The organism is Streptomyces indicus, assembly GCF_900100315.1.
GTDB classification, from domain to species: Bacteria; Actinomycetota; Actinomycetes; order Streptomycetales; family Streptomycetaceae; genus Streptomyces; species Streptomyces indicus.
Genome location: NZ_FNFF01000014.1, coordinates 1 through 26,540 on the forward strand (window position 1 = coordinate 1; position 26,540 = coordinate 26,540).

Sequence of the window (26,540 nt, forward strand, 5' to 3'; positions counted from 1 at the left end):
GGGGCGACGGACGGGCGGGCCGGGGGCGGCGGATGCGGCTGGGTGGTGGCTGGGTGCGGCCTGGTGGCTGGGTGTGGCTGGGGCGGCCGAATGCAGCCAGGCGGCCCGGGTGGGCGGGTGCCGGGTGCGCCTGGGTGGGTGGGTGGACCGGGCGTGTGGAGGGGGGCCTGCCGGGGCGTTGGCTGGGGCGGGAGGGGTGGGTGGGGAGGGTGGGGGCCCCGGGGTGCAAGGGGGAGCCACTGGCGGAGCAGTTCCGGGCGCGGGGAAGGGCCCGCTCTGTTAGATTGGTCTATACCACGAGCTCTCGTGGTCCGCATTTCGCCCACCTATCCAGATCGGCAGGCCCAGCGTGGAAGTTGTCATCGTCAAGGACGCCAAGGCAGGCGGCGAGCTCATCGCGGGGGCCATCGTGGACCTGCTGGCCCGCAAGCCCGACGCGCTGCTCGGCGTGGCCACCGGCTCCACCCCGCTGCCCATCTACGACGCGCTCGTCGCCCAGGTGAACGCGGGCGCGGTGGACGCCTCGAAGGCCCGGATCTGCCAGCTCGACGAGTACGTCGGCCTGCCCGCCGGTCACCCCGAGTCGTACCGTGCGACCGTGCTGCGCCAGGTCGTCGAGCCGCTCGGGCTGCCCGAGTCGCAGTTCATGGGCCCCGACGGCAGCGCCGAGGACGTCCAGGCCGCGTGCGACGCGTATGACGAGGCGCTGGCCGCGGCCGGCGGTGTGGATCTGCAGATCCTCGGCATCGGCACCGACGGGCACATCGGGTTCAACGAGCCGTGCTCGTCGCTCGCTTCGCGTACCCGGATCAAGACGCTGATCGAGCAGACCCGGATCGACAATGCGCGGTTCTTCGACAACGACATCGACCAGGTCCCGCACCACGTGATCACCCAGGGCATCGGCACCATCCTCGACGCGCGGCACCTGGTGCTGCTCGCGACGGGTGAGGGCAAGGCCGAGGCCGTGGCGCAGACGGTCGAGGGGCCGGTCTCCTCCCTGGTGCCGGCCTCCGCGCTGCAGCTGCACCGGCATGCGACGGTCGTGGTGGACGAGGCCGCGGCGTCCAAGCTGAAGCTGGCGGACTACTTCCGGCACGCCTTCGACAACAAGCCTGCTTGGCAGGGGATTTAGGGGTCGGGCCGAGCCCGGGGGCTGCGCCCCCTGGACCCCGGTTTCGGGGCTCGCCCCTGACCTCGCGCCGCTCACAGCACGACGAAGCGGGCGCTCTCCCCCCGTGAGAGCGCCCGCTTCGTCGTGTTGCGGATCAGGGCCGAGCAGCCGGACCGGGTCACTCCCCGGTGAGGACCTCCGCCGCGGCCACTCCGCAGACCCGCGCCGCGCCGTACGTCGCCACGTGCAGGGCGCCGCGAGGGGCCGACTGCGGGACGCCCATTTCGACGACGACCGTGTCCGGGCGGGCGGCGATCAGGGCGTCCAGGGTCGAGGCCATCCACGCGTGGCGGTGGGCGTCGCGGACCACGGCCACGATGCGGCGCGATCCCGCGGCGGCGAGCACGGCGTCGGGCGTGACGTCCTGCCCGTACGAGCCGGTCTCCGTGCCCGGGAGGCGACGGGTCAGTTCAGCTGCCACGCCCCACGGTGTCTCGTCGCCGACGGCGATGTTGGCCATGGGCGTGAAGGCCGCCACGTACGCGGGAGAGGTGAGGGCCTCACGCGTGCCCGTCACCTTCAGGGCGCGGCGGGCCGCGACCAGGCCGATGTCCGACTGGGGCGCGCGTTCGGCCCGTACGGAAGCAGCCGTCCACTCCCCCAGCGCGCGGACGCGGGCGGCGGCGTCCGCGAGGCGTTCCTCGGGGAGTTCGCCGCTGCGGACCGCCGCGACGAGGGCGTCGCGCAGCGCCACCACCGTGTCGTCGTCCGCGAGTCCGCCGCCCACGCAGATCGCGTCGGCGCCGGCGGCGATCGCGAGCACGCTGCCGCGCTCGATGCCGTACGTCGCGGAGATGGCCTGCATCTCCATGCCGTCCGTGACGATCAGGCCGTCGAAGCCGAGCTCCTCGCGGAGCAGCCCGGTCAGGATGCGGTGCGAGAGGGTCGCGGGCCGGTCGGCGTCCAGGGCGGGCAGCAGGATGTGCGCGCTCATGACGGCCTTGGTGCCGGCCGCGATGGCGGCGCGGAACGGCGCCAACTCCCGTTCCCGCAGCACCTCGACGGACACGTCGATGCTGGGCAGCGCGTGGTGCGAGTCCACGCTGGTGTCGCCGTGGCCCGGGAAGTGCTTGGTGCAGGCCGCGACGCCCGAGGACTGAAGACCGCGGACGTACGCCGCGGTGTGCCGGGCCACGAGCGCCGGGTCGGCGCCGAAGGAGCGGACGCCGATGACCGGGTTGTCGGCGTTGGAGTTGACGTCGGCGGACGGCGCCCAGTTGAGGTTGACGCCGCAGGCCGCGAGGCGGCGGCCGAGTTCGGCGGCGACCTCGTGGGTCAGCTCGGCGTCGTCCACGGCGCCGAGCGCGTGGTTGCCGGGGAAGGAGGAGCCGCTGCGCACCTCCAAGCGGGTGACGTCGCCGCCCTCCTCGTCGATGGCGACGAGGACGTCCTCGCATTCGGCCCGCAACTGGGCGGTGAGGGCGGCGAGTTGCTCAGGGGTGTGGATGTTGCGGCCGAACAGGCCGACCGAGTGGAGTCCTTCGCCGATCCGGCGCAGGAGCCAGTCGGGTGCGCTGGTCCCGACGAAGCCGGGCTGGAGTACGGCGAGCGCGTCACGGGTCAAGGTGTCCACGCCGCGGGCGAGTGTCGTCATGTGTGGGTGTTATCCCTTCACGGCGCCTGAGGTGAGCCCCGTGGCCATCTTCTTCTGAATGATCATGAAGAAGACCACCACCGGCAGTGCGATCAAGGTGGAACCGGCCATGAGCGCCCCGTAGTCCGTGCCGCGTTCGGTGGTGAACGTCATCAGCCAGACATTGAGCGTGTACTTGTCGTTGTCGTTCATCAAGATGTACGCGAACAAGTACTCGTTCCACGCGTTGACCAGCGCGAAGATCGAGGCGGCGGCCAGGCCGGGGGCGAGCAGCGGGAAGACCACCCGCATGAAGGCGCCGAAGCGCGTGCAGCCGTCGACCATGGCGGACTCTTCCAGCTCCACCGGAATGTTGACCACGAAGCCGCGGATCATGACGACCGCGAAGGGCAGGGTGGTCACGAGGTAGAGGGCGATGAGGCCCCAGTACTCGTTGAGTCCGCCCATGGCGTTGAGCTGGGCGTAGATCGGGATGAGCATCGCCGTCGGCGGCAGCATCTGCACGAGGATCAGGACCACGAGCAGCGGCTTGCGGCCGAAGAACCGGAAGCGTCCGATGGCGAGGGCCGCGAGGGTCGCGATCACCATGCCGCCGATCACCGCGGTGAGCGAGACGATCAGCGTGGACTGGACGGCGGTGTCGAAGTTGGGCTGGTTCAGGGCCCGCTTGAAGTTGTCGAAGGTGATCGACGACGGCCACAGCGTCTGGTCGTAGGAGCGGATCTCCTGGTTGGGGCGCAGGGCGCTGACGATCAGCCAGTACACCGGGAACGCCATGACCACGGCGATCAGCAGGCCGAGGATGTTGTAGTGCAGGCGGGACTTCTTGCGGTCCGGCCGCAGCACCTGCGGCTCGGCGGCCGGGCCGGCCTTGGTCACCGGGGTCGTCGGAGTCGAGGCGCTCATTCGACCTCTCCCGTCTTGATCAGCTGACGCACGTAGTACACGGCCACGCCGGAGAGCAGCAGCACGGTGATGAGGGCGATGGCCGAGCCCTGGCTGAACGAGGTGGACTCGAAGGCCTTGGAGTAGGAGTAGAGGCCGAGGGTCTCGTACTCGGGTTCGGGCTTGTTGCCGCGCAGCAGCCAGATCTGCCCGAAGACGTTGAAGTCCCAGATGACCGAGAGGGTGCCCACCATGATGAACACCGGCTTGATCACCGGCCAGGTGACGAAGCGGTAGACGCCGAAGGCGTTGGCGCCGTCGAGCTGGGCGGCTTCCTCGAGTTCGGCGGGGACCTGGGTCAGGGCCGCGTAGAGCGTGATGGCCACGAAGGGGATCGCGCCCCAGACCACCAGGGCGATGATGACGGCGAAGCCCTGCCAGGGGTTGAGGAACCAGTTGTGGCCGAGGAAGTCCTCACCGGCGAACTTGGCGATCAGGGTGTTGATCAGGCCGTAGTCGGAGTCGGCCAGCCAGCGGAAGATGGACGCGGCCACCATGAGCGGCATCGACCAGGCGGCGATCAGGGCCACGGTGAGGACGAGCCGCACCCAGGTGGTGAGCCGCTGCATCAGGAGCGCGACCATGAGGCCGATGGCCATGGTGAGGACGACGCAGACCGCCATGAACAGCACAGTGCGGCCGGTGACGTACCAGAACTCGGAGTCGCCCAGGATGTTGGTGAACTGCTCGAAGCCGACCCACGGCGGGTCGTCCCCGGTCCACAGCTCGCGCCGCCCGAGGTCCTGGAAGGACAGGATGACCGTCTTGACCAGGGGGTACGCGTAGACAGCGGCGATGGCGACGATCGCCGGCAGGATCAGGAGGTAAGGGAGCAGGGCTCCCTTCTTGAAGGTGCGCCTGGGGCTGCCCTGCGCGGGACCACGGCGAGTGCCGTCCGGGGAGGACGGGCCGCGGTCGGTGACTGTCGTGGCCGTCTGTACGGGGATCTCGGCCCCCGCGGCCTTGGTGGTGTCGGCGGCACTCACGTGGCTGACCTTCCGTTTGTCTCTCTGCACCCGGGAGGACCTCCCGGAGGAACCGGGGCGGAACCTGGGAGGACCTCCGTGCGGGTGCACCGAAAGGGGCGGTCGGCGAGGCCCGCGAGAGCCTCGCCGCCGCCTGGGAGCCTTCCGGCTCGGGACTACTTGTTGATCAGCTCGTTGATCTTGTCGTCGGCCTTCTTCGTGGCCTCGTCGACCGAGGAGCCCTTGAGGATCTCGAGGAGCATGTTCTCCAGGACCTCCTCCTTCTCGATCGAGGTCCAGCCCGGGGCGATCGGGGTGAACCAGGCGTCCGGCACTGCGTTGGCGACCGGGGCCGTCTCGGGCTTGGCCTTCAGCGGCTCGAGCTGCTTGGTGTTGTTCGGCAGGATGTTCTTGCCGGCCAGCACCTCCATGGACTTCTCGCTGGTGAAGAGGGAGATCCACTCCTCACCGAGGTCCGCCACCTTGGACTTGCCGGTCACGGCGAGGTCCGAGCCGCCGATGAACGAGGGCAGCGCCTTGCCGTTCGGGCCGGGCATGCCCGCGACCTGGATCTTGCCTTCCAGCTTCGGGTTGCCGTTGTTCTTGCCGTCGATGACCGAGCCGGCCTCCCAGCCGTTGCCGTACAGGAGGGCGGCCTTCTCGTTGGCCATGACGTTGGCGTGGTCCTGCTCGTCCTTCGTCTGGTCGGCCTTGTTGTACTTCTTGACCAGGTCGATGAAGTGCTGGATGCCCTGCTTGGCCTCGGGGCTGGAGAGCGTGCCCTTCCACTCCTTGGAGCCCTCGTCGTACTCGGCGATCTTGCCGCCGTACGCGGCGACGTAGGACATCGCGGCGTACCAGTAACGGCCCGGCAGGTAGAGGGACGAGAAGCGCTTGTCCTTCTTGGTGTACTCCGCCTGGACCTTGTCGAGGGCCTTGAGCAGGTCGGCCTCGGTCTCCGGGAGCTTGTCGCTGCCGGTGCCCTTCTTGAACATGTCGGTGTTGTAGATCGCGACGCGCGCACCGGCGTAGTAGGGCACGCAGTACTGCTTGCCCTCGAACGAGCAGGTGTCCTTGAGACCCTGGATCCAGGTGTCGCTGTTGTCGTACTTCTTCGGGTCGATCTCGGCGAGCGCCCCGTTGAGGATGTACTGCATGGTCTCGGTGTTGCCGAGCTCCACCACGTCGGGGAACTTGTCGCCGCCGAGCGCGGTGTCCAGCTTCTTGGCCTTGTCGGCCCACTGCTGGTACTGAACGTTGACCTTGACCTTCGGGTACTTCTTCTTGAACTGGGCGTTGACGTCGTCGACCAGCTCCGGCCAGGTGCTCTGCGCGTCCACCATCAGCCAGACGGTCAACGTCTCGTTGCGGTCCTTCGGGTCCTTGGCCGCATTCTTGCCGTCGTCCGAACCACAGGCTGCGACACCGGACATCATCGCTGCGACGCCGACCGCCGCAATCAGCTTGCGCTTCACGCCACCCTCCTCAGGGATCTGCCCACCCCCCTGCCCTCTGCGGTGACATACGCCAAGTACTCCCGTGGGGCTGGGACCTGGTCTTTAATGGTGTAGACCAGTACGGGGAGCTTGGCCTAGACCTTTAGGGGTGTCAAGGGTGTATAAGAGGGGTCCCACATCCCGTTACCGGACCGACACCTGAGCGACAGCGACAGGCCGGGACAGGGCCGTGTCACGATGTGAGCCGCGACAGACGGAGGAGCCGGTGACGGCAGCAGCACAGGAGCCGCGCGAGAGCACCGCACTCGGCGGCCGGGAGACGGGCGGGCGTATGGGCACGGAGGCGGGGAGCACCGCGGGGAGCGGCACCGCGGCGGCCGAACCGACGGGTACGGGGCGTGCGGCCCGCGTCCCCAAGTACTACCGCCTGAAGCGGCACTTGCTGGACATGACGGAGACCCTGCCGCCCGGCACGCCCGTCCCGCCGGAGCGCACGCTCGCGGCCGAGTTCGACACCTCGCGCACCACCGTGCGCCAGGCGCTCCAGGAGCTGGTGGTCGAGGGCCGGCTCGAGCGGATCCAGGGCAAGGGCACCTTCGTCGCCAAGCCCAAGGTCTCGCAGTCGCTCCAACTCACCTCGTACACCGAGGACATGCGGGCCCAGGGCCTCGAACCCACCTCGCAGCTCCTCGACATCGGCTACATCACCGCCGACGACCGGCTGGCCGAGCTGCTCGACATCACCACCGGCGGCCGCGTCCTGCGCATCCAGCGCCTGCGCCTGGCGAACGCGGAGCCGATGGCCATCGAGACCACACACCTGTCGGCCAAGCGCTTCCCTGCGCTGCGCCGCTCACTGGTCAAGTACACCTCTCTGTACACGGCGCTCGCCGAGGTCTACGACGTGCACCTGGCCGAGGCCGAGGAGACCATCGAGACCTCCCTCGCCACCCCGACCGAGGCGGCCATGCTCGGCACGGACGTGGGCCTGCCGATGCTGATGCTCTCGCGCCACTCGCTGGACGCCGAGGGCAAGCCGGTGGAGTGGGTGCGCTCGGTGTACCGCGGCGACCGGTACAAGTTCGTGGCCCGCCTCAAGCGTCCGAACGACTGAGCCCTCCACCGCGACGCTCAACTCACCTACACAGCACGGGAGTTGGTCCGGACCAATCCCTTGCCGCGGCCGCCTGGATCCCCTTACGGTCCTGAACGATCACATCGACCGAAGATCGAAGAACGTTCGACCGTAGGGGGATCACTCATGCGCATCGGCAAGAAGCTGGCCACGGCAGGCCTGACCGGAGCACTGCTACTCGGCGGTGTCGCGCTGGCCGCGCCCGCCCAGGCCGCGGGCTGCACCACCGGCACCTCCGGCCACCTGGGCTGGGCCAAGTGCCCGGCGGGCGTGTCCAACAAGACCTTCCGCGCCCAGGTCGTCTGCACCAATGGCACGACGAAGAACACGGTGTACGGGCCCTGGCGGCGCGCCAACGCCGACTGGAACATGACCTCGACCGTCGACTGCGGTCCGACCCGCGGCGCGATCTCCGCCGTGATCGACTGGGCCTGAGGGCACTCGGGGCCCGCCCCGACTCCCTTGCACGCCCGGGCACTTGAGCCCGCACCGGTACCGCCCGCGGTGTAGCGCAGATCACATCCTTGCTCTACGGTCCTCCCGTCGCCGCATGAACGGGAGGACCACCCGTGTCAACCGCAGTCACCGGCCAGAGTCGCAACAAGACCCGCTCCATCGTCGTCTGGACCATCGTCGCGCTGGTCGGCGCGGCCGGATGGACCATGCTCGCCCTGTCGCGGGGCGAGGAAGTGTCGGCGGCCTGGATGGTGGCCGCCGCCGCGGGCTCGTATGCGATCGGCTACCGCTTCTACTCGAAGTTCATCGCGTACAAGGTCCTGAAGGCCGACAAGACGCGGGCCACACCCGCCGAACGGCTCGACAACGGGATCGACTTCCAGCCCACCGACCGCCGCGTGCTCTTCGGGCACCACTTTGCCGCGATCTCCGGCGCGGGCCCGCTGGTCGGCCCGGTGCTCGCCGCGCAGATGGGCTACCTGCCCGGGACCATCTGGATCATCGCCGGTGTCATCTTCGCCGGCGCCGTGCAGGACATGGTGGTGCTGTTCTTCTCCACCCGCCGCAACGGCCGTTCGCTCGGCCAGATGGCGCGTGAGGAGATCGGCCCGCTGGGCGGTGCGGCCGCGCTGCTCGCGGTGTTCGCCATCATGATCATCCTGCTCGCGGTGCTCGCGCTGGTCGTGGTCAACGCCCTGGCCGAGTCGCCGTGGGGCACCTTCTCCATCGGGATGACCATCCCCATCGCCCTGTTCATGGGCTTCTATCTGCGGGTGATCAGGCCCGGCAGGATCGCCGAGGTCTCGCTGATCGGTGTGGCGCTGCTGCTGCTCGCGCTGGTCGCGGGCCGCTGGGTGGCCAAGTCCTCCTGGGCCGAGGCCTTCACGCTCAGCAAGGAGTCCCTGGTCATCTGGCTGGTGGTGTACGCGTTCATCGCATCGGTGCTGCCGGTGTGGATGCTGCTCGCGCCGCGCGACTACCTCTCCACCTTCATGAAGCTGGGCACGATCGCGCTGCTGTTCATCGGCGTGGTGGTCGCCGCGCCCATGCTGAAGATGGACGCGGTCACGGACTTCGCGACGCAGGGCACGGGGCCGGTGTTCGCCGGGTCGCTGTTCCCCTTCGTCTTCATCACGATCGCGTGCGGAGCGCTCTCCGGCTTCCACTCGCTCATCTCCTCGGGCACCACGCCCAAGATGGTCGAGAAGGAGACGCAGGTCCGCATGATCGGCTACGGCTCCATGCTCCTGGAGTCGTCGGTGGCGATCATGGCGATGATCGCGGCCTGTGTGCTCGACCCGGGCCTGTACTTCGGCATGAACTCGGCGCCGGTGGTGCTCGGCGAGACGGTCCAGGACTGGGTGGGCACCATCCAGAGCTGGGGCTTCACCATCACCGAGGACCAGATGGTGGCGTACGCCAAGTCCGTCGAGGAGGCCTCGCTCTGGGGCCGTACGGGAGGCGCGCCCACCTTCGCGATCGGGGTCGCGGAGATCTTCTCGACCGTGACCAGCGACGGACTGAAGGCCTTCTGGTATCACTTCGCGATCATGTTCGAGGCGCTGTTCATCCTCACCGCCCTCGACGCCGGCACCCGCGTCGGCCGGTTCATGCTCCAGGACACCCTCGGCAACGTGTACAAGCCGCTCAAGCGCGTCAGCTGGTGGCCGGGCCTGATCGTGTCCAGCGCGATCGTGACCGGTCTGTGGGGCTACTTCCTGTGGGTGGGCGTGCGCGACCCGCTGGGCGGGATCAACCAGCTCTTCCCGCTGTTCGGCATCTCCAACCAGCTGCTCGGCGCCGTCGCCCTCACCGTCTGCACCACGCTGCTCATCAAGTCCGGGCGCCTCAAGTGGGCCTGGGTGACCGGAGTTCCGCTGGTCTGGGTGGCGACGGTGACGCTCACGGCGAGCTGGCAGAAGGTGTTCAGCGACGACCCGCGTGTGGGCTTCTTCGCGCAGGGCGACAAGGCGCAGGCCGCCATCGACAGCGGCACACTGGAGGGCAAGGCCCTCACGGACGCCGAGACCATCGTCACCAACACCACGGTGGACGGGGTGCTTTCGGCGCTCTTCGCGATCCTGGTGGTCGTGGTGATCGCGGATGCGGCCCGGGTGTGCATCAAGTCGGTCCGCAACCCGGCCTCGGTCGTCTCGCACGAGGAGCCGTACACGGAGTCCAAGTACATCGCTCCGGCCCAGCTCTTCGCGACCAAGGAGGAGAAGGCCGAGCTCCAGGCGGCCGGGCTCGGGTCGGGCGGCGGCCGGATCGACGGGGCGGGTGACCGCTCGGAGGTGGGTTCATGACGGCGGTGCGGACCGCGGCTTCCCGGATCTGGTGGTACGTACGGGAGTTGACGGGCGAGACGGCGTACGAGCGGTATGTCGCTCACGTACGCAAAGACCACCCGGACGCTCCCGTGCAGTCCCGCCGGGAGTTCGAGCGGGAGCGGACCGACCGGCAGGCGGCGGATCCCCGGCAGGGGTTCCGCTGCTGCTGAGGCAGGGGTCCGCTGCTGCTGAGGCCGGATGGGCCGCGCGGCCGCTCCTGCACATGGGACCGCGCGACCGTTCACATACGTGAGCAAAGCCCCTGTCCACAGACCGATATGCGGACAGGGGCTTCCGTATCCCGGTCCGGCACCCCTAGATTTCGGCCGAGTTACACGGTGATCTAGGGGACGGAGCCACCATGCCGGAGCCGGCGACGACGGACACAGCAAGACCGGAACGGAAGATGACCCCCAAATCGATCGTCATCTGGACGCTCGTCGCCCTCGTCGGCGCCACCGGCTGGGGTGTGCTCGCGCTCTCGCGCGGCGAGGAGATCTCGGCCGCGTGGCTGCTCGCCGCGGCGCTCGGCTCGTATGCGATCGCGTACCGCTTCTACTCGAAGTTCATCGCGAACCGCGTCCTCAAGGTCGACAAGAAGCGGGCCACCCCCGCCGAGCGCCTCGACAACGGTGTCGACTTCCACCCCACCGACCGCCGCGTGCTCTTCGGGCACCACTTCGCGGCCGTCGCGGGTGCGGGTCCGCTGGTCGGTCCGGTGCTCGCCGCGCAGATGGGCTATCTGCCGGGCACCATCTGGATCGTGGCCGGCGTGATCTTCGCCGGTGCCGTCCAGGACATGGTGGTGCTGTTCTTCTCCACCCGCCGTGACGGGCGCTCGCTCGGCCAGATGGCGCGGGACGAGATCGGCCCCTTCGGCGGTGCCGCCGCGCTGATCGCGGTTTTCGTCATCATGATCATCCTGCTCGCGGTGCTCGCGCTGGTGATCGTGAACGCCCTGGCGCACTCGCCGTGGGGTGTCTTCTCCATCGCGATGACCATCCCGATCGCCCTGTTCATGGGCGTCTACCTGCGCATCCTGCGGCCGGGACGGGTCACCGAGGTGTCCGTCATCGGTGTCGCGCTGCTGCTCTTCGCGATCGTCTCGGGCCGCTGGGTGGCCGAGTCCTCCTGGGCCGAGGCGTTCACGCTCGCGCCCTCGTCGCTGGTCATCTGGATGGTGGTGTACGGCTTCCTGGCCTCGGTGCTGCCGGTTTGGATGCTGCTCGCCCCGCGCGATTACCTGTCCACCTTCATGAAGGTCGGCACGATCGTGCTGCTCGCGCTCGGCGTGGTCGTCGCGCTGCCGACGCTGAAGATGGACTCGGTCACGGACTTCGCCACGAACGGCCAGGGCCCGGTCTTCTCCGGCTCGATGTTCCCGTTCGTCTTCATCACCATCGCGTGCGGCGCCCTGTCCGGCTTCCACGCCCTGGTCTCCTCCGGTACGACGCCGAAGATGGTGCAGAAGGAGACGCAGGTCAGGCTGATCGGCTACGGCTCGATGCTCACCGAGTCCTTCGTCGCGATCATGGCCGTGATCTGCGCGTGCATCCTGGAGCCCGGCCTCTACTTCGCGATCAACTCGCCCGCGGGCGCGCTCGGTCCGACGCTGGAGTCGGCCTCCGAGTTCGTGAAGGGCATCGGCTTCGCCATCACGCCGGAGCAGCTCGCCAAGGCCGCGGAAGAGGTCGGCGAGCAGACGGTCGTCGCCAAGACCGGCGGTGCGCCGACCTTCGCGTTCGGCATGTCGGAGATCTTCTCCGCGGTCGTGGGCGGCGCCGGGATGAAGGCCTTCTGGTACCACTTCGCGATCATGTTCGAGGCGCTGTTCATCCTCACCACCGTCGACGCCGGTACGCGCGTGGGCCGGTTCATGCTCCAGGACACCCTGGGCAACGTGTGGAAGCCGCTGCGGGACGTGTCCTGGAAGCCGGGTGTCTGGCTGGCGAGTGCCGTGGTCGTCGGCGGCTGGGGCTACTTCCTGTGGGTGGGTGTGCACGACCCGCTGGGCGGCATCAACCAGCTGTTCCCGCTCTTCGGCATCGCCAACCAGCTGCTCGCGGCCGTGGCGCTCGCCGTCTGCACGACGCTCCTGATCAAGTCCGGCCGCCTCAAGTGGGCCTGGGTGACCGGCATTCCGCTCCTGTGGGACGCCGCCGTGACCCTGACCGCCAGCTGGCAGAAGGTGTTCTCGGACGACCCGAAGGTGGGCTTCTTCGCCCAGCGCGACGTCTACCAGAAGGCCCTGGACTCAGGCGCCGAGTCCTTCGGCACGGCCAAGAACCGCGACGCCATGGAGACCATCGTCACCAACTCCACGGTGGACGGCGTCCTGTGCGCCATCTTCGCGATCCTCATCCTCGTCGTGCTCGCCGATGCCACGCGCGTCTGCGTCAAGGCGATCCGCAACCCCGGTTCCGCGGAGATCAAGGAGGCCCCGTACGTGGAGTCGAAGATCGTCGCACCGGCCGGTCTGTGGCCCACGGCCGAGGAGAAGGCCGAGCTGGCCGCGGCGGCAGCGGTCGCGGGCGGCGGCTCGTCCGGCGACGGCTCCTCCGGCGACGGTGACGGCACGTCCGGCGGTACGCCGGTGGCGGCCGGGAAGTCCTGATGGCACTCCTGCGGCAGGTGCGCCACTGGTGGCGTGAGCTCTCGGGCGAGGCGGTGTACGACCGGTACGCCGCCCACGCCCGGGCCCACGGCCAAGTGCCCAAGTCCCGGCGGGAGTTCGAGCGGGAGCGGATGGACGCCCGCGAGGCGGATCCCCGGGAGGGGTTCCGCTGCTGCTGAGCGGTACGGAGCAGCTGGTGCTCAGAAGTACGTGACGTGGGCGGCCCCGGTGCGAGAGGTCTTCGCACCGGGGCCACTGTCGTGTGCGGGAGGTCCTTCGCACCCGGGCCACCGTCGTGCGCGGCGGCCCGTAAATCCGTCGACAGCCGCCCCTCTCGCGCGGCAAGGTGGTCCGCCGTGACGAGCAGTGAGCTGTGGACCGCGGAGACCGCCGAGCGCTACGACGCCGAGGAGAGCGAGTCCGGGACCGGGATGGGCTCGGCCGCCGTGCTCGGCCCGACCCTCGACTTCCTCGCCGAACTCGCCGGAGACGGCCGGGCGTTGGAGTTCGCCATCGGCACCGGACGCGTGGGCGTCCCGCTGCGCGCACGCGGCGTGCCGGTGGCGGGCATCGAGCTGTCCGAGGCCATGGCCGCAGTGCTGCGCCGCAAGGCCGACGCGGACACGCTCCCGGTGACCATCGGCGACATGGCCACCACCCGCGTCCCCGGCGACTTCTCGCTGGTCTACCTCGTCTACAACACGATCTCGAACCTGCTCACGCAGGCGGAGCAGGTCGAGTGCTTCCGCAACGCGGCGCGCCACCTCTCCCCCGGCGGCCGCTTCGTCATCGAACTCGGCCTGCCGCCGCTGCGGCGGCTGCCGCCCGGCCAGACCGCGGTGCCCTTCGACGTCTCCGAGCGCCACCTCGGCTTCGACACCTTCGACCTGGTCGAGCAGATCCTCGTCTCGCACCACTTCACGCGGGACGGCGAGGACGGCCGCTACCGCCGCGAGAACTCACGGCACCGCTACGCCTGGCCGGCCGAGCTCGACCTGATGGCCGAGCTGGCCGGCCTGGAGCTCGAACAGCGGGTCGCCGACTGGGACGGCACCCCGTTCGGCCAGGACTCCGAGAAGCACATCTCGGTGTGGCGCAAGCCGGAGTGAGCCCGGCCCGGGGCCGCCTCGCTCAGAACTCGTCGTCGAACGACACCGAACCCTCGACCGCCACCTGGTAGGCCGAGGGCCGGCGCTCGAAGAAGTTCGTCAGCTCCTGGACGCCCTGGAGCTCCATGAACGAGAAGGGGTTCTCGGAGCCGTACACCGGGGCGAAGCCCAGGCGCTGGAGCCGCTGGTCGGCCACGCACTCCAGGTACTGGCGCATCGACTCGGTGTTCATGCCGGGCAGCCCGTCGCCGCACAGGTCGCGGCCGAACTGCAACTCGGCCTCGACGGCCTCCCTGAGCATGGCGGTGACCTGCTCCTGGAGCTTGTCGTCGAAGAGCTCGGGCTCCTCCTTGCGGACCGTGTCCACGACCTCGAAGGCGAAGCTCATGTGCATGCTCTCGTCCCGGAACACCCAGTTGGTGCCGGTCGCGAGCCCGTGCAGCAGCCCGCGTGAGCGGAACCAGTACACGTACGCGAAGGCCCCGTAGAAGAAGAGCCCTTCGATGCACGCGGCGAAGCAGATCAGGTTGAGCAGGAAGCGGCGGCGGTCGGCCTGCGTCTCCAGGCGGTCGATCTCCTCCACCGAGTCCATCCACTTGAAGCAGAACTGGGCCTTCTCGCGGATGGACGGGATGTTCTCGACGGCCGCGAAGGCGGCGGCGCGGTCCTCGGGGTCGGGCAGGTAGGTGTCCAGGAGGGTCAGATAGAACTGGACGTGCACGGCCTCCTCGAAGAGCTGGCGCGACAGATACAGGCGCGCCTCGGGGGAGTTGATGTGCTTGTAGAGCGTCAGGACCAGGTTGTTCGCCACGATCGAGTCGCCCGTCGCGAAGAACGCGACCAGGCGGCCGATCAGGTGCTGCTCGGCCGGCGTGAGCTTCGCGAGGTCGGCCACGTCGGAGTGGAGGTCGACCTCCTCGACGGTCCAGGTGTTCTTGATGGCGTCCCGGTAGCGCTCGTAGAAGTCGGGGTAGCGCATCGGGCGGAGCGTCAGCTCGAAGCCGGGGTCGAGCAGGTTCTTCTCGGTGGACGCGGTCATTACTGGCAGGCCTCGCAGGACTCGGGGTTTTCCAGGGAGCAGGCGATCGCTTCGGGGTCGGCCTGCTGGGCGGGTACGGGCGCGGCGGCTTCGGTGCGCACGCCGGACGCCGCGCGGGCGATGCGCGTCGCGGGGCGCGAGCGCAGGTAGTACGTGGTCTTCAGGCCCTGCTTCCAGGCGTACGCGTACATCGAGCTCAACTTGCCGATGGTGGGCGTCTCCAGGAACAGGTTCAGGGACTGCGACTGGTCGAGGAACGGGGTGCGGGCGGCCGCCATGTCGATCAGGCCGCGCTGCGGGATCTCCCAGGCGGTGCGGTAGAGGGCGCGGACCTCCTCGGGGATCCAACTCAGGCCCTGCACCGAGCCGTTGGACTCGCGCAGCGCCTCGCGGGTCTGTGCGTCCCAGACGCCGAGCTTCTTCAGGTCGTCGATGAGATAGGCGTTGACCTGGAGGAACTCACCGCTGAGCGTCTCGCGCTTGAAGAGGTTGGAGACCTGCGGCTCGATGCACTCGTACACGCCCGCGATCGAGGCGATGGTGGCGGTGGGCGCGATGGCGAGGAGCAGCGAGTTACGCATGCCGACCTCGGCGATCCGCTGCCGCAGCGCCGCCCACCGCTCAGGCCAGTGGAGCGTGACGTCGTAGTGGTCGGGGTGCAGGACGCCGCGGGCCGCACGGGTCTTGTCCCAGGCGGGCAGCGGTCCGTCCTTCTCGGCGAGGTCGCAGGAGGCCTCGTACGCCGCGAGCATGATGCGTTCGGCGATACGGGTGGACAGCTCGCGCGCCTCGGCCGAGTCGAAGGGCAGGCGCAGCTTGAAGAAGACGTCCTGGAGGCCCATCGCGCCCAGGCCCACCGGCCGCCAGCGGGCGTTGGAGCGGCCGGCCTGCTCGGTCGGGTAGAAGTTGATGTCGACCACGCGGTCCAGGAAAGTGACCGCGGTGCGGACGGCGGCGTCGAGCCGCTCCCAGTCGATGCCCGAACCGGTCACGAACGAGCCGAGGTTGACCGAGCCCAGGTTGCAGACGGCCGTCTCCCCGTCGTCCGTCACCTCCAGGATCTCGGTGCACAGGTTCGAGGAGTGGACGGTGTTGCCGGGTTCGGCGGTCTGGTTGGCGGTGCGGTTGGCGGCGTCCTTGAAGGTCATCCAGCCGTTGCCGGTCTGCGCGAGGGTGCGCATCATGCGCCCGTAGAGGTCGCGGGCCGGAATGGTCTTGAGCGCCTTGCCGTCCGCTTCCGCCTGCCGGTACGCGGCGTCGAACTCCGCGCCCCACAGGTCGACGAGCTCGGGCACGTCGGCCGGCGAGAACAGCGACCAGTCGGTGCCGGCCTCGACGCGGCGCATGAACTCGTCGGGGATCCAGTGCGCGAGGTTGAGGTTGTGGGTGCGCCGGGCGTCCTCGCCGGTGTTGTCGCGCAGCTCCAGGAACTCCTCGATGTCCGCGTGCCAGGTCTCCAGGTAGACGGCGGCGGCGCCCTTGCGCCGGCCGCCCTGGTTCACCGCGGCGACGGAGGCGTCGAGGGTCTTGAGGAACGGGACGATGCCGTTGGAGTGCCCGTTCGTGCCGCGGATCAGCGAACCGCGGGCGCGGATACGGGAGTACGCGAGGCCGATGCCGCCGGCGTGCTTGGAGAGCCGGGCGACCTGGTGGTAGCGGTCGTAGATCGAGTCGAGCTCGTCGAGGGGCGAGTCGAGGAGGTAGCAGGAGGACATCTGCGGGTGGCGCGTACCGGAGTTGAAGAGCGTCGGCGAGGACGGCAGATAGTCCAGGCGGCTCATCAGACCGTACAGGGCGGCCACTTCGGCCACCGAGCCCGCGGACTCGTCGGCGGCGAGACCGGAGGCGACGCGCAGCAGGAAGTGCTGCGGGGTCTCGATGACCTTGCGGGTGATCGGGTGGCGCAGGAGGTAGCGGGAGTAGACCGTGCGCAGGCCGAAGTAGCCGAAGCGGTCGTCGGCGCCCGCGTCCACGAGCGCGTCGAGCTGCTCGTGGTGCACCCACACGAACTCGGCGGTGCGGTCGGCGATCAGGCCCTCGCGGTGCCCGGTCGAGACGGACTGGGTGAAGGTCCGCACGCCCTGCGAGGCGGCCTCGTCGGCGATGGTGCGCGTGAGCAGGCGGGCGGCGAGCCGGGAGTACGCGGGGTCCTCGGCGATCAGTCCGGCGGCGGCCTCCGTGGCCAGCTCCCGCAGTTCGGCCTCGTCGGCGCGGGCGCTGCGGCCGCGCAGCGCGGCGGCGGCCACCCGGCCGGGGTCGGCGTCGGGCAGGTCGGCGGTCAGCTCCGTGAGGGTCCGCAGGAGGGCGGTGCCGGGCTGGTCCGCCGCTTCCGCGGCGCTCGCCTCTCCGGCCTGCGCGACTGCCGTCTGCGGATCCGCTGGCGCGATGGTCACGGGGTGCACTCCCTCGCTCGGCTCCGGGCCGTGCGGGAGGGGTGCGTGTACGGGAGCGCGCGGCGGGGCGTGACGCTCCACGTCCACCGGCCCATTCCGCGAGGCCCGGACGTCTTCGGCACCCGGGCCGGTCGGCGCGGGCGCACCGTCGGCAGGTCATCGGACTCGACGCGGCCCGGGAGAGGGCCATGTCATACCGTTGCGGGACAGTTCCGGATTCGCACCGGATTCCCCTGCGGCGACAGCGAGGTTGAGCATACATGTTGTGGGTGGCCGCCGACGCCAGGCCCACATGTTGTGTCCCGCGTCGGCGTGGCGCACGCCGGTGAGGCTCAGAATGTCGGCATGGTGCACGCCGGTGGGGCTCAGAACGTCAGCGTGTACGCCCACAGCATCAGGTCGTCGCGGTCCGCGAGCGGGTTCCAGTCCCGCTCCGGGGTCCGTACGAAACCCAGGCGCTCGTAGATGCGGTGGGCGCTGTGCATCATGTGCTGGGTGGAGAGGGCGACGCCCGTGCAGCCGGCTTCGCGGGCCCGGTCGACGCAGGCCCGCACCAGGGCCTCCCCCGCGCCGCGGCCGCGGCCCGCGTGGGCCACGGCGAGGGCGCGGAACTCGGCCTCGCCGGGCCGGGCGATCTGCGCCTGCGGCGTGCCGTACAGCGCGAACGTGACGCCGCCGAGCAGCTGGTCGCCGTCCACCGCCACCAGGACCTCGGAGGTGGCGGCGCGGCCTTCGACATCGCGCAGGACCGGGATGTACGGGTCCTCCTCGCCGTAGTCGAGCAGGCCGTCGGCCAGGTAGACCTGGACGGTGAGCTCGCCGAGCGGGGCGTACTCCTCGGGCAGTGCGGCTCTGATGCGGAAGTCCATGCCCGCATTCTGCCGCCGGGCTCCCCGCACGGATCAAACGGTTTACCTGGCTCAGGCGACGTAGGCGGTTGCCCGGCTCAGGCGGCTTACGCGGCCCGGGAGTGCGCCGAGCGGTCCGGGGCGCGGCGGCCGGCGAGCAGGTGGACCCGGGCGGATCCGGCCGGGCGCCGTGCGGCGCGCGCCAACTGGCGGTCGATACGGCGCTCTTGGCGGTGGCCGGCGAGCGCGGGCGCCGCGAGCAGGGCGAGGACGAGGAGGACGGTGAACCAGTCGAGGACGGTCTGTGTGTTCATGCCTCCACGGTCGCGCCTGCGGCCCGCCGGGAGCAGTGGCAGGACTGTCATGAACCCTCGATTTCCTGCCAGTTGCGCGGCAGACTGGAGAGCATGCTGAAGAACGTGGCCGCAGTGCTGCTCGACGGTGTGCACCCCTTCGAACTCGGCGTCGTCTGCGAGGTGTTCGGCCTCGACCGCAGCGACGAGGGGCTGCCGGTCTACGACTTCGCGGTGGCCTCCGCCGAGGGGTCCGAACTCTCCACGCACGCGGGCTTCTCGCTGCGTACGGAGCACGGGCTCGACCGGCTCGAGGAGGCCGACCTGATCGCCGTACCGGCCGGGCAGTCCTATGTGGACCGCAGCTACCCGCCGGAGCTGCTCGACGCGCTGCGCCGGGCGGTCGACCGCGGGGCACGGGTGCTCTCCGTCTGCTCCGGGGTGTTCGTCCTCGGGGCTGCGGGCCTGCTCGACGGGCGGGAGTGCGCGGTGCACTGGAAGCACGCCCGGGAGCTGGCGGTGCGGCATCCGCGGGCGAAGGTGCAGCCGGATGTGCTGTACGTGGACGACGGCCCGGTGATCACCTCGGCGGGCACGGCGGCCGGCATCGACGCATGCCTGCACATCGTGCGCCGGGAGCACGGCACGGAGGTGGCCAACGCGATAGCCCGGCGCATGGTTGTACCGCCCCATCGGGACGGTGGCCAGGCGCAGTTCGTGGAGCGTCCGCTGCCGCGCACGGCCTGCGACACGGTGGGCGGCGTGCTCGCGTGGATGGAGCGGCACCTCGACGAGGAGATCACCGTCGAGCGGCTGGCGGAGCGGGCGCTGATGTCGCCGCGGACGTTCGCGCGGCGCTTCAAGGAGGAGACCGGCACGACCCCGTACCGCTGGCTGCTCCGCCAACGGCTTTTGCTCGCCCAGGAGTTGCTGGAGGCGGGCGACGAGACGGTGGACGCGATCGCGGGCCGCGCGGGCTTCGGCAACGCGGCGGCGCTGCGGCACCAGTTCCTGCGGGCGCTGGGGACGACGCCGAACGCGTACCGGCGGACCTTCCAGGGGCCGGCGCGCGCGGCCTGAGCCCCGGGGTGTCCGGGTGACGGGCCCGGACAGGCGTGAGGCACCCGGACCTCGCGGCCGCGGGTGCCTCGACTCCCTTCGGGGACCTACTCGTTGGGGACGACCGGGTAGCGCGGCGTGCCCTCTTCCATCTGGCGCAGCGCGTCCTTGCGGTCGCGCTTGGAGAGCTTGTCGATGTACAGGAAGCCGTACAGGTGGTCCGTCTCGTGCTGGAGGCAGCGCGCGAAGTAGCCGGTGCCGCGGACCTTGATCGGGTTGCCCTTCTCGTCCTGGCCGGTGACCTCGGCGTAGTCGGGACGCGGCACGGAGATGTACGCGGTCGGCACGGACAGGCAGCCCTCGTTGGAGTCGTCGAGGACGCGGCTGGCGGCGGGGAGCTCGACGAGCTTCGGGTTGCACACCACGCCGACGTGGCGGACGCCCTGGTCGTCGGGGCAGTCGTAGACGAAGACCTTCTTGTCCACGCCGATCTGGTTCGCGGCCAGGCCCACACCCTCGGCGGTGCGCTGGCTGGCGAACATGTCGTCGACGAGCTTGGCGAGCTCGTCGTCGAACTCGGTGACGTCCTTGCACTCCCTGTGCAGGACGGGGTTGCCGACGACCGTGATCGGGCGGGACTCGCCGCGCTCGCGGTAGGCGGTCTCGCGCTCCTCGCAGTCCTCCGAGTCGATGACGTATCCCTCGTCGTCGACGGGGAGGACTCCAGCCGTCTGCTGCTGTTCGGTCATGGGGTCGTACGCCTTCCTCGACTCTCCACCTGGTGACCCGACAAGCCTACGGGCACCGCGGGCCGCCCGATGCGCCGGTGGCTTTTTGCACCGCGGCTCAGCAGACCTCTTCGAGGTCGCGCCAGTCGCGGGAGTCCGGGCTGTCCGCGACCCAGCCGTCCAGGAGGCCCCGGACGAGTCCGGGCGGGGCCGCGATCCCGCACTCGCGCTCGGGCACCCACAGGGCGCCGGCGGTGCGGTGGCCGAGGGGCCCGGGGTGGCCGGGCTCGCTGTGGTCGTGCGGGTCCAGGTGCTCGCCGTCGCCCTCGTCGGAGGGCATACGGGACTCCGAGCACATCCGGCACAGGAGCCGGACGGAGGAGGACCAGTCCTCGGCGGCGAAGCCGGCGTCCGAGGCCAGCTTCTCCAGGGCGTCGCGGTCGGCCTCGGTGGCGGCTTCGAGCAGCACGACCCAGGTGGGTACGGGGGAGGGCGCCCAGAGCTCGATCTCGTCGAACACGGGGTAGGACTGGCCGGCCGCGGTGGTGCGCTCGCCGTGCGGTACGCCGTCGTGCAGGACGACCTCGCCCCAGCGGCGGCCCGAGCTGGGCAGCGGGATGGAGAGCACCTCGATACGGGCCGGGTCGAGGCGGCGGCCCCACACGACCTCGGCCTCGCCCTCGGGCGAGAGCCGCACGGCCGCGCTGCCGAGCTCCATGCCGGCCGGCTCACCGGCGGCGACCGCGCCGCCCGGGACCTTCAGGCCGTACGCCTGCCAGGCGCGGCGGGCCAGGGGCCAGTCCTGAAGTGCGGTGGCGGCGATGCCGACGTTCCACCAGTCGGGCGCGCCCGTCTCGCGGTCGAGCAGGGCCACGGCGCGCAGGCCGGCGGCCCGTGCCTGCTCCCAGTCGTGCCGGAACTTGTGCAGCAGCGCCAGGTTGAACCAGGACTCGGAGAGCCAGGGCTCGAGGTCGGCGGCGCGTGTGAGCAGCGCGCCGGCGTCCTCGTACCGGCCGTCGCCGATGAGCGTGAACGCACGGTCGGTGGCCTGCCGCCATGAGGCGGAGGGCCGGTGCCGTCCCTTGCCGAAGATCCTCACGATTCCCGCCTGCGGTCGGTTCCTTTGGCCGCTGTTGCTGTGCCGTCTTGCGTACATTCGCATCCAACCATGCCGGGTTGGGGCCCCGCTCATTACCCATGGGTTACCCGGGCTTCGGTGCTCGCACCCTCTATGACGCGGCAGTCCTCCCGCAGGGTGCTCCACCGCTCCGCGGCGGTGGGCCGGTGTGCGGGGCTGACGCCCCACCGCCCGCCCTCCGCAGGGGCTCCGCCCCTGCACCGCGGGCGCTGCTCCGCCGCTCCGCGGCGGGGAGGGGTTGCGGAGCTGACGCCCCACACCCCCACGCGGGGGCTCCGCCCCCTGCACCCCCGAGGCGCTCCGCCGCTCCGCGGCGGAAGGGGTTTGTACCAGGACCCATCCCGTACCCCGGGCATCCCCCGGCACACATCCCCGCCCGCACACACCCCCTCACACCCCCCGCCCCACCACCCGGGACAAGGACTCCACCACCTCGGGGTGGTAGTCGTGGGCTGTGCCGAGGCGGAGGCGTTCCAGGGCGGTGAGCATGCCGCTCGGGCCCGCGGAGCGGGAGAGTTCGTCGTAGGCGTTGGCCGTGCGGACGATGCGGGCCGTCAGGGGCTGGTCGCGGTACGGGTCCGCCTGGCGTTCGACGACCACCGCCACGTCCGAAGGCACCCCGGTCTGGCGGACCACGGCCCCGCCAAGGAGCGCGATCCGCCGCTGGTCGGCCGGGGGCAGCAGCGCCGTCGCCCCGGCCGGTATCGGGTCCACCAGGGACAGCTGTCCGATGTCGTGCATCAGGGCCGCGTATTCGAGGACGGTCAGATCCGCCTCCGAGAGCCCGAGGTCGCGGCCGACCGCGCAGCTCAGGGCGGCCACCCGGCGGGCGTGCCCCGAGGGGGTGTACCCGGCGATCTCCGTGGCCCGCGCGAGCGAGGTGATCGTCTGGCGGTAGGTCGTGCGGACGGCCGCGTACCGGCGGAAGGCCAGCTGGGTGAGGAGCAGCGGCGCGCTGAACACCGGCAGCGCCCACAGCCCCGCGACCGCCACGGCGAGCGACATCACCGCGCCCGTCGCACCGACCGCCGAGCCGATGCCGACCAGCGCGCGCAGCTCGTCGCGCAGCAGCGGACCGTACGGCCAGTGCGTGCGGGCGCGGGTCAGGACCGCGGAGAGCACCGCGTCGCACAGGGCCGTGAAGACGAGGACCGCGACCAGCCACAGCGCGTACCAGGGCCCGAGGCCCACGAGCTCCTGCAACTCCCCCGAGTTGTACAGGGGTTGGAAGCAGACGGCGGCGAAGGAGACGGTGAGGATGCGCCGGATCAGATGGTCGAGCGAGGGGCCGCGGCCGAGCGCCACGTGCGGTACGGCGCCCGCGAGCGTGGCCGCCGCGACCACCGCGATGATCTGGAGCACGCCGTGGTGCGTGGGCGCGCCCCCGCTCTCGCCGAGCAGCGCGTACGCGAGGGCTCCGGCGGCCCCGAGCGGCGCGGGCTCGCGAGCCACGGCACCCGGGGCCCCGCGCCCGCCCCAGCGGGCGAGCTCGCCGACGGCGATGAGGATGCCGAAGGCCAGCGCGATCCCGCGCTCCTCCAGGCCGTACCAGAGCGTGTGCCCTAGGGCGTACAGCGTGAGGCCCCCTGCCGCTCCCGCCGCCGCCACGATCACGGGCGAGGCCGCCGCGCGCCGCGTCACGGAGCCTTGCCCGTGGCCGTCGGGCGGGACAACTGCTCTTCCTGGAGCGGGAGTCGAGGGGGTGCGGGCTCGTCCGCGGTGACGGTCGGGTGCCAGCCGTGCCGGTCGAGGGCGCGGACCAGCGCCCGGACCATCTGGGGGTCGAACTGCTTACCGGCGCACCGTTTCAGCTCGGCGAGCGCCTGCTCCACGGGCCGCGCCCGCCGGTACGAGCGCGTGGAGGTCATCGCGTCGAAGGCGTCCGCGACCGCCACGACCCGGGCGAACTCGGGGATCTGCCGGCCCACGAGCCCGTACGGGTAGCCGCTGCCGTCCAGCCGTTCGTGGTGGTGCAGGATCGCGGTGCGCGCCTCGCCGAGGAAGCCGATGCCGCGCACCATCTCGTGCCCGTACTCGGGGTGCAGCTCGATGATCCGCCGCTCCTCCGGTGTGAGCGGGCCGTCCTTGCGCAACAGCCGTGTGGGGACGCCGAGTTTGCCCACATCGTGCAGGATGCCGGCGAAGCGGAGCACTTCCACGCGGTCGTCCGGCATGCCGAGTTCACGGGCGATGAGCACCGAGGCCTTGCCGACCCGTTCGCTGTGTCCGCGGGTGTACTCGTCCTTGATGTCCACGGCCTGCACGAGCGCGCGGATGGTGGCCTGGTGGGCGGTGCGCTCGCGGTGGTACTGCTCGAAGACCCAGTACGAGATGTACATGGGCAGCAGGACGAGGAGGGCGGCGAAGGGGCCGTACGGGCTGACCCAGAGCACCGCCATCATCAGACCCGCGAGCCCGTGCACGAGCGTGGGCGCGAGGGAGCCCGCGAAGCCGCCGCCCGCGCCGCGCGCGAAGGTGGCGAGGCGCCGGCCCGGCCCGCCGACGGCCGCCAGGATCACCCCGTCGAGCACCGCCATGACCAGGCAGAACGCGGCGGCGGCCGCGGCGGCGGGCAGCAGCGCGTACGGGAAGTCGGGGGCGCCGCCCGCGCCGAGCGAGGCGCGCCCGCCGAGCGCGTGGTGGGTCTGTCCGGCAGTCCAGCAGGCGAGCGCGAGCTGGCCGCCGCGCCAGATCCGCCGGGGCGCCACGGGCCGCTGGTCGACCCGGCCGAGCAGCGCGCCCGGCACGGCGGCGAGGGCGGCGGCCTGGGCCGGGAGCAGGAAGATCGCGGCGAGCAGCACGGGGAAGAACGCGCCCATCGAGCGCGGCGCCCGCTCACCGAGGAACGGGCAGCGCGTGAGCCACTCGCACATCGCGTAGAGCGCGGCGAGCAGCGCGACGGCGCCCCAGCGGATGCCGGGCGTGTGGACGACGGGGAGCACGCAGGCCGCTCCCCCGAGCGCGGTCACGGCGATCAGGAGACGCGCCGGGACAGGAACCGGCCGCATGACGTCTCCTCCCCGTGACACGGCCGCGTCGTGCACCCCGTAGCCGTTCAAGTCGCGTACGGGTCACGGCCGTTCACACCCGTACAGCACCCGGAGAATAAGGCGGCGGGTGTGCACGACGGGGCGGGAACGAAGGATTCAACCGGTCACAGGGGCGCGGATTAGCGCCAACGGGTGACAGAAGGCCGCGGCTTCCCGGGAAGGGCAGCCGCGGCCGGTCAACTGTGTGGTATTGGACGCGAGTTCGCACCGCGAGCAGGTCGCGTCCGGTGAGGGATGCACCCCGGCCGGCCGGCGAGAGGACCAGGCCTCGGCCGACCGTCGAGAGATCCAGGCAGATCTAGGCCTCGGCCGGCCGGTCCGCCGACACCGGCAGATCGTGCTCGGGCACGGCCTGGCCCGAGCGGATCAGGTCGATCCGGCCCATGACCTTGGCCCGCAGGTCGGCGGGCACGTCATCGCTCCCGCAGCACCGCTTGACCAGCTTCTTCACGGCCTGCTCGAGCCCGTACTTCTCCAGGCACGGGGAGCACTCCTCGAAGTGCACCTCGAACTTGGTGCAGTCGCTGTCGGGCATCTCGTGGTCCAGGAACTCATAGAGATGGTCCAGGACTTCGGAGCATTCCGTCTCGTGCGGCTCTCCGCAGCTCATGAGCCCGAGCCTTTCGTTCCGTTCGTCGCGTCCGACGCACCCGCGGGGACGAGGCCGCGCTCGCGCGCGTAGTCCTCGAGCATGCCCCGCAGCTGCCGCCGTCCCCGGTGCAGGCGGGACATCACCGTACCGATGGGTGTTCCCATGATGTCCGCGATCTCCTTGTAGGCAAAGCCCTCTACATCCGCGAGATACACCGCGATGCGGAACTCCTCGGGGATCGCCTGGAGCGCTTCCTTCACGTCGGAGTCCGGCAGGTGGTCGAGCGCCTGCGACTCGGCGGAGCGCAGGCCCGTGGACATGTGGGACTCGGCGCGCGCGAGCTGCCAGTCCTCGATCTCCTCGGCGGCGCTGCGCTGGGGTTCGCGCTGCTTCTTGCGGTACGAGTTGATGAACGTGTTCGTGAGGATGCGGTACAGCCACGCCTTGAGGTTGGTGCCCTCGCGGAACTGGTGGAAGGACGCGTACGCCTTGGCATACGTCTCCTGCACCAGGTCCTCGGCATCCGCGGGATTGCGGGTCATCCGCAGCGCGGCGGAGTACATCTGGTCGAGGAACTCCAGCGCGTCTCGCTCGAAGCGGGCGTTCCGCTGGGCCGTCGACTCCGCCGCCTGTGCCTCGGCGGGTTCCTCCGTGTGGCCCTCGTCGGTCCCAGTGACCGGACCCACCTCCTCAAGCGTCGTCGCAGAACCGAACGCGGCCCTGCTCGAATCGGAGGATAGACGACCAACCGGTCCGCCCGCCGCCCGGATAGGGGCGGTCTTGGCCGCGGCCAGCATCTCCCGCTCCATGTCGGATGCGCTGATGCGGCTGGGGCAGGCGACAGAACCCATTACGGCGAACACCTTCCACTTCGTCTTGTACCGACGTTCGCCACAACCGTCATCAAAGGCTCAACATTCCCGCAGCCGCTTGATCCACTCGACGATCCCCTGCGTGATCCGGGCCACTGCCTCGTCCTGGGTGATCCCGGCCCGCTTGGGGACGGCGAACCCGTGGTCCCCGTACGGGATCTCGGTGAGGTCGTACGGGCCTTCGGGGAACTCGGCGGGCCTGCCGAACGGGTCGTTGCCGCCCTGGACGACGAGTGTGGGGACGCCCGCGCCGAGCAGCTCCTCGGCGCGGGACTTCTCGGGCTTGCCCGGCGGGTGCAGCGGGAAGCTGAGCGCGAGCACGGCGGCGGCGCCGAGCTCCTGAGCCGTACGGCAGGCGACCCGCGCACCGGCACTGCGCCCACCGGAGACGACCGGCAGCTTCCTCTTCTCGAGGACCGGCCAGATCCCCCGCCACCCGACGTCGAGGGTCTTCGGCGCGGGCGCCACCTTCTTCCCGGCCACGCGCCAGGGCTGCTCGACGAGAGCGACGGTCACGTGGTGCCGCGGCAGCTCGGCGGCGATCGCCTGCAGGTCACGGGCCTCGATCCCGCCCCCGGCGCCGTGGCTGACGGCGAGGAGGAGGTCGGCCTTCTTGGCGGGGTGCCAGGTGATGCGCGCCTGGCCGGCGTCGGTGTCGACGGTCTCGGTCTTCGTCTGGGTCACCGGGCCATCTTCGTACGGGCGCCCCCCGAACAGTGGCACCGGCTGGACGCCGCTGCTCCGTCACG

Annotated in this window: 24 protein-coding genes and 1 riboswitch; of the genes, 9 read left to right on the top strand and 15 right to left on the bottom strand. The window is 70.5% G+C overall.

Annotated elements, in window-relative coordinates; all coding sequences use genetic code 11:
- Nucleotides 1-349 precede the first annotated feature (349 nt).
- Nucleotides 350-1,135, top strand: coding sequence for a glucosamine-6-phosphate deaminase (gene nagB / locus BLT97_RS27585; protein WP_093614895.1), 786 nt, complete (start codon nucleotides 350-352; stop codon nucleotides 1,133-1,135).
- Nucleotides 1,136-1,292: 157 nt separating this feature from the next.
- Here nagB and BLT97_RS27590 read toward each other — a convergent pair whose 3' ends face one another.
- The 4 genes from BLT97_RS27590 to BLT97_RS27605 all read right to left on the bottom strand — a co-directional run bounded on the left by BLT97_RS27590 (nucleotide 1,293) and on the right by BLT97_RS27605 (nucleotide 6,153).
- Entirely contained in the window at nucleotides 1,293-2,768 is a 1,476-nt protein-coding gene (locus BLT97_RS27590; protein ID WP_093614897.1) for a glycoside hydrolase family 3 protein, read from the bottom strand.
- A 9-nt stretch (nucleotides 2,769-2,777) separates the two neighbouring features.
- Nucleotides 2,778-3,674 (bottom strand): carbohydrate ABC transporter permease, encoded by an 897-nt coding sequence (locus tag BLT97_RS27595; protein ID WP_093614899.1) that lies wholly within the window; start codon nucleotides 3,672-3,674, stop codon nucleotides 2,778-2,780.
- Nucleotides 3,671-4,699 carry a carbohydrate ABC transporter permease gene (locus BLT97_RS27600; RefSeq protein ID WP_093614901.1) on the bottom strand — a complete coding sequence of 343 codons (1,029 nt, stop codon included), beginning with the start codon at nucleotides 4,697-4,699 and terminating at the stop codon, nucleotides 3,671-3,673. The genes BLT97_RS27595 and BLT97_RS27600 overlap by 4 nt, the downstream gene beginning before the upstream one ends.
- Nucleotides 4,700-4,854: 155 nt before the next feature.
- Nucleotides 4,855-6,153 (bottom strand): sugar ABC transporter substrate-binding protein, encoded by a 1,299-nt coding sequence (locus BLT97_RS27605; protein ID WP_093614903.1) that lies wholly within the window; start codon nucleotides 6,151-6,153, stop codon nucleotides 4,855-4,857.
- A 313-nt stretch (nucleotides 6,154-6,466) separates the two neighbouring features.
- Here BLT97_RS27605 and BLT97_RS27610 point away from each other — a divergent pair, with 313 nt between their 5' ends.
- The 7 genes from BLT97_RS27610 to BLT97_RS27640 all read left to right on the top strand — a co-directional run bounded on the left by BLT97_RS27610 (nucleotide 6,467) and on the right by BLT97_RS27640 (nucleotide 13,779).
- The gene (locus BLT97_RS27610; protein ID WP_093614905.1) at nucleotides 6,467-7,249 is read left to right on the top strand and encodes a GntR family transcriptional regulator; all 783 of its coding nucleotides are present in this window, start codon (nucleotides 6,467-6,469) and stop codon (nucleotides 7,247-7,249) included.
- Nucleotides 7,250-7,396: 147 nt separating this feature from the next.
- Nucleotides 7,397-7,705: a hypothetical protein gene (locus BLT97_RS27615; RefSeq protein ID WP_093614907.1), complete on the top strand. Its 309-nt coding sequence runs from the start codon at nucleotides 7,397-7,399 to the stop codon at nucleotides 7,703-7,705.
- Between the two features lie 227 nt (nucleotides 7,706-7,932).
- Nucleotides 7,933-10,032, top strand: coding sequence for a carbon starvation CstA family protein (locus BLT97_RS27620; RefSeq protein WP_093615225.1), 2,100 nt, complete (start codon nucleotides 7,933-7,935; stop codon nucleotides 10,030-10,032).
- A complete protein-coding gene (locus BLT97_RS27625) occupies nucleotides 10,029-10,226 on the top strand; it encodes a YbdD/YjiX family protein (RefSeq protein WP_093614909.1) in 198 nt (65 codons plus the stop codon). The genes BLT97_RS27620 and BLT97_RS27625 overlap by 4 nt, the downstream gene beginning before the upstream one ends.
- A gap of 191 nt (nucleotides 10,227-10,417) precedes the next feature.
- A complete protein-coding gene (locus BLT97_RS27630) occupies nucleotides 10,418-12,670 on the top strand; it encodes a carbon starvation CstA family protein (RefSeq protein WP_425442770.1) in 2,253 nt (750 codons plus the stop codon).
- Nucleotides 12,670-12,849 (top strand): YbdD/YjiX family protein, encoded by a 180-nt coding sequence (locus BLT97_RS27635; protein ID WP_093614913.1) that lies wholly within the window; start codon nucleotides 12,670-12,672, stop codon nucleotides 12,847-12,849. The genes BLT97_RS27630 and BLT97_RS27635 overlap by 1 nt, the downstream gene beginning before the upstream one ends.
- 177 nt (nucleotides 12,850-13,026) lie before the next feature.
- Nucleotides 13,027-13,779 carry a class I SAM-dependent DNA methyltransferase gene (locus BLT97_RS27640; protein ID WP_093614915.1) on the top strand — a complete coding sequence of 251 codons (753 nt, stop codon included), beginning with the start codon at nucleotides 13,027-13,029 and terminating at the stop codon, nucleotides 13,777-13,779.
- 22 nt (nucleotides 13,780-13,801) lie between these two features.
- Here BLT97_RS27640 and BLT97_RS27645 read toward each other — a convergent pair whose 3' ends face one another.
- From BLT97_RS27645 to BLT97_RS27660, 4 genes are all read right to left on the bottom strand, one after another.
- On the bottom strand, nucleotides 13,802-14,818 hold the full coding sequence (locus tag BLT97_RS27645; protein WP_176953909.1) for a ribonucleotide-diphosphate reductase subunit beta: 1,017 nt from the start codon (nucleotides 14,816-14,818) through the stop codon (nucleotides 13,802-13,804).
- Nucleotides 14,818-17,211: a ribonucleoside-diphosphate reductase subunit alpha gene (locus BLT97_RS27650; protein ID WP_093614917.1), complete on the bottom strand. Its 2,394-nt coding sequence runs from the start codon at nucleotides 17,209-17,211 to the stop codon at nucleotides 14,818-14,820. Before BLT97_RS27650 ends, BLT97_RS27645 begins: the two co-directional genes overlap by 1 nt.
- Before the next feature lie 133 nt (nucleotides 17,212-17,344).
- A riboswitch (cobalamin riboswitch) is annotated at nucleotides 17,345-17,507 on the bottom strand.
- Between the two features lie 69 nt (nucleotides 17,508-17,576).
- Nucleotides 17,577-18,080, bottom strand: a complete 504-nt coding sequence (locus BLT97_RS27655; RefSeq protein WP_093614919.1) for a GNAT family N-acetyltransferase — start codon at nucleotides 18,078-18,080, stop codon at nucleotides 17,577-17,579.
- Nucleotides 18,081-18,166: 86 nt separating this feature from the next.
- Nucleotides 18,167-18,373, bottom strand: coding sequence for a hypothetical protein (locus tag BLT97_RS27660; protein WP_093614921.1), 207 nt, complete (start codon nucleotides 18,371-18,373; stop codon nucleotides 18,167-18,169).
- 93 nt (nucleotides 18,374-18,466) lie between these two features.
- On the opposite strand from BLT97_RS27660, the gene BLT97_RS27665 reads away from it, so the two are divergent.
- Nucleotides 18,467-19,432 carry a helix-turn-helix domain-containing protein gene (locus BLT97_RS27665; RefSeq protein ID WP_093614923.1) on the top strand — a complete coding sequence of 322 codons (966 nt, stop codon included), beginning with the start codon at nucleotides 18,467-18,469 and terminating at the stop codon, nucleotides 19,430-19,432.
- An 86-nt stretch (nucleotides 19,433-19,518) separates the two neighbouring features.
- Here the strand turns inward: BLT97_RS27665 and def are convergent, their stop codons facing one another.
- From def to BLT97_RS27700, 7 genes are all read right to left on the bottom strand, one after another.
- Entirely contained in the window at nucleotides 19,519-20,160 is a 642-nt protein-coding gene (gene def, locus BLT97_RS27670) for a peptide deformylase (RefSeq protein ID WP_093614925.1), read from the bottom strand.
- A 97-nt stretch (nucleotides 20,161-20,257) separates the two neighbouring features.
- The gene (locus BLT97_RS27675) at nucleotides 20,258-21,238 is read right to left on the bottom strand and encodes a tetratricopeptide repeat protein (RefSeq protein WP_093614927.1); all 981 of its coding nucleotides are present in this window, start codon (nucleotides 21,236-21,238) and stop codon (nucleotides 20,258-20,260) included.
- 429 nt (nucleotides 21,239-21,667) lie between these two features.
- On the bottom strand, nucleotides 21,668-22,918 hold the full coding sequence (locus BLT97_RS27680) for an HD-GYP domain-containing protein (RefSeq protein WP_107407044.1): 1,251 nt from the start codon (nucleotides 22,916-22,918) through the stop codon (nucleotides 21,668-21,670).
- Nucleotides 22,915-24,285, bottom strand: coding sequence for an HD-GYP domain-containing protein (locus BLT97_RS27685; RefSeq protein ID WP_093614929.1), 1,371 nt, complete (start codon nucleotides 24,283-24,285; stop codon nucleotides 22,915-22,917). The genes BLT97_RS27680 and BLT97_RS27685 overlap by 4 nt, the downstream gene beginning before the upstream one ends.
- A gap of 340 nt (nucleotides 24,286-24,625) precedes the next feature.
- A complete protein-coding gene (gene rsrA, locus BLT97_RS27690; protein WP_093614931.1) occupies nucleotides 24,626-24,937 on the bottom strand; it encodes a mycothiol system anti-sigma-R factor in 312 nt (103 codons plus the stop codon).
- Nucleotides 24,934-25,605 carry a sigma-70 family RNA polymerase sigma factor gene (locus BLT97_RS27695; RefSeq protein ID WP_176953910.1) on the bottom strand — a complete coding sequence of 224 codons (672 nt, stop codon included), beginning with the start codon at nucleotides 25,603-25,605 and terminating at the stop codon, nucleotides 24,934-24,936. Before BLT97_RS27695 ends, rsrA begins: the two co-directional genes overlap by 4 nt.
- 225 nt (nucleotides 25,606-25,830) lie before the next feature.
- On the bottom strand, nucleotides 25,831-26,475 hold the full coding sequence (locus tag BLT97_RS27700) for an alpha/beta hydrolase family protein (RefSeq protein ID WP_093614935.1): 645 nt from the start codon (nucleotides 26,473-26,475) through the stop codon (nucleotides 25,831-25,833).
- Between the last annotated feature and the right edge of the window lie 65 nt (nucleotides 26,476-26,540).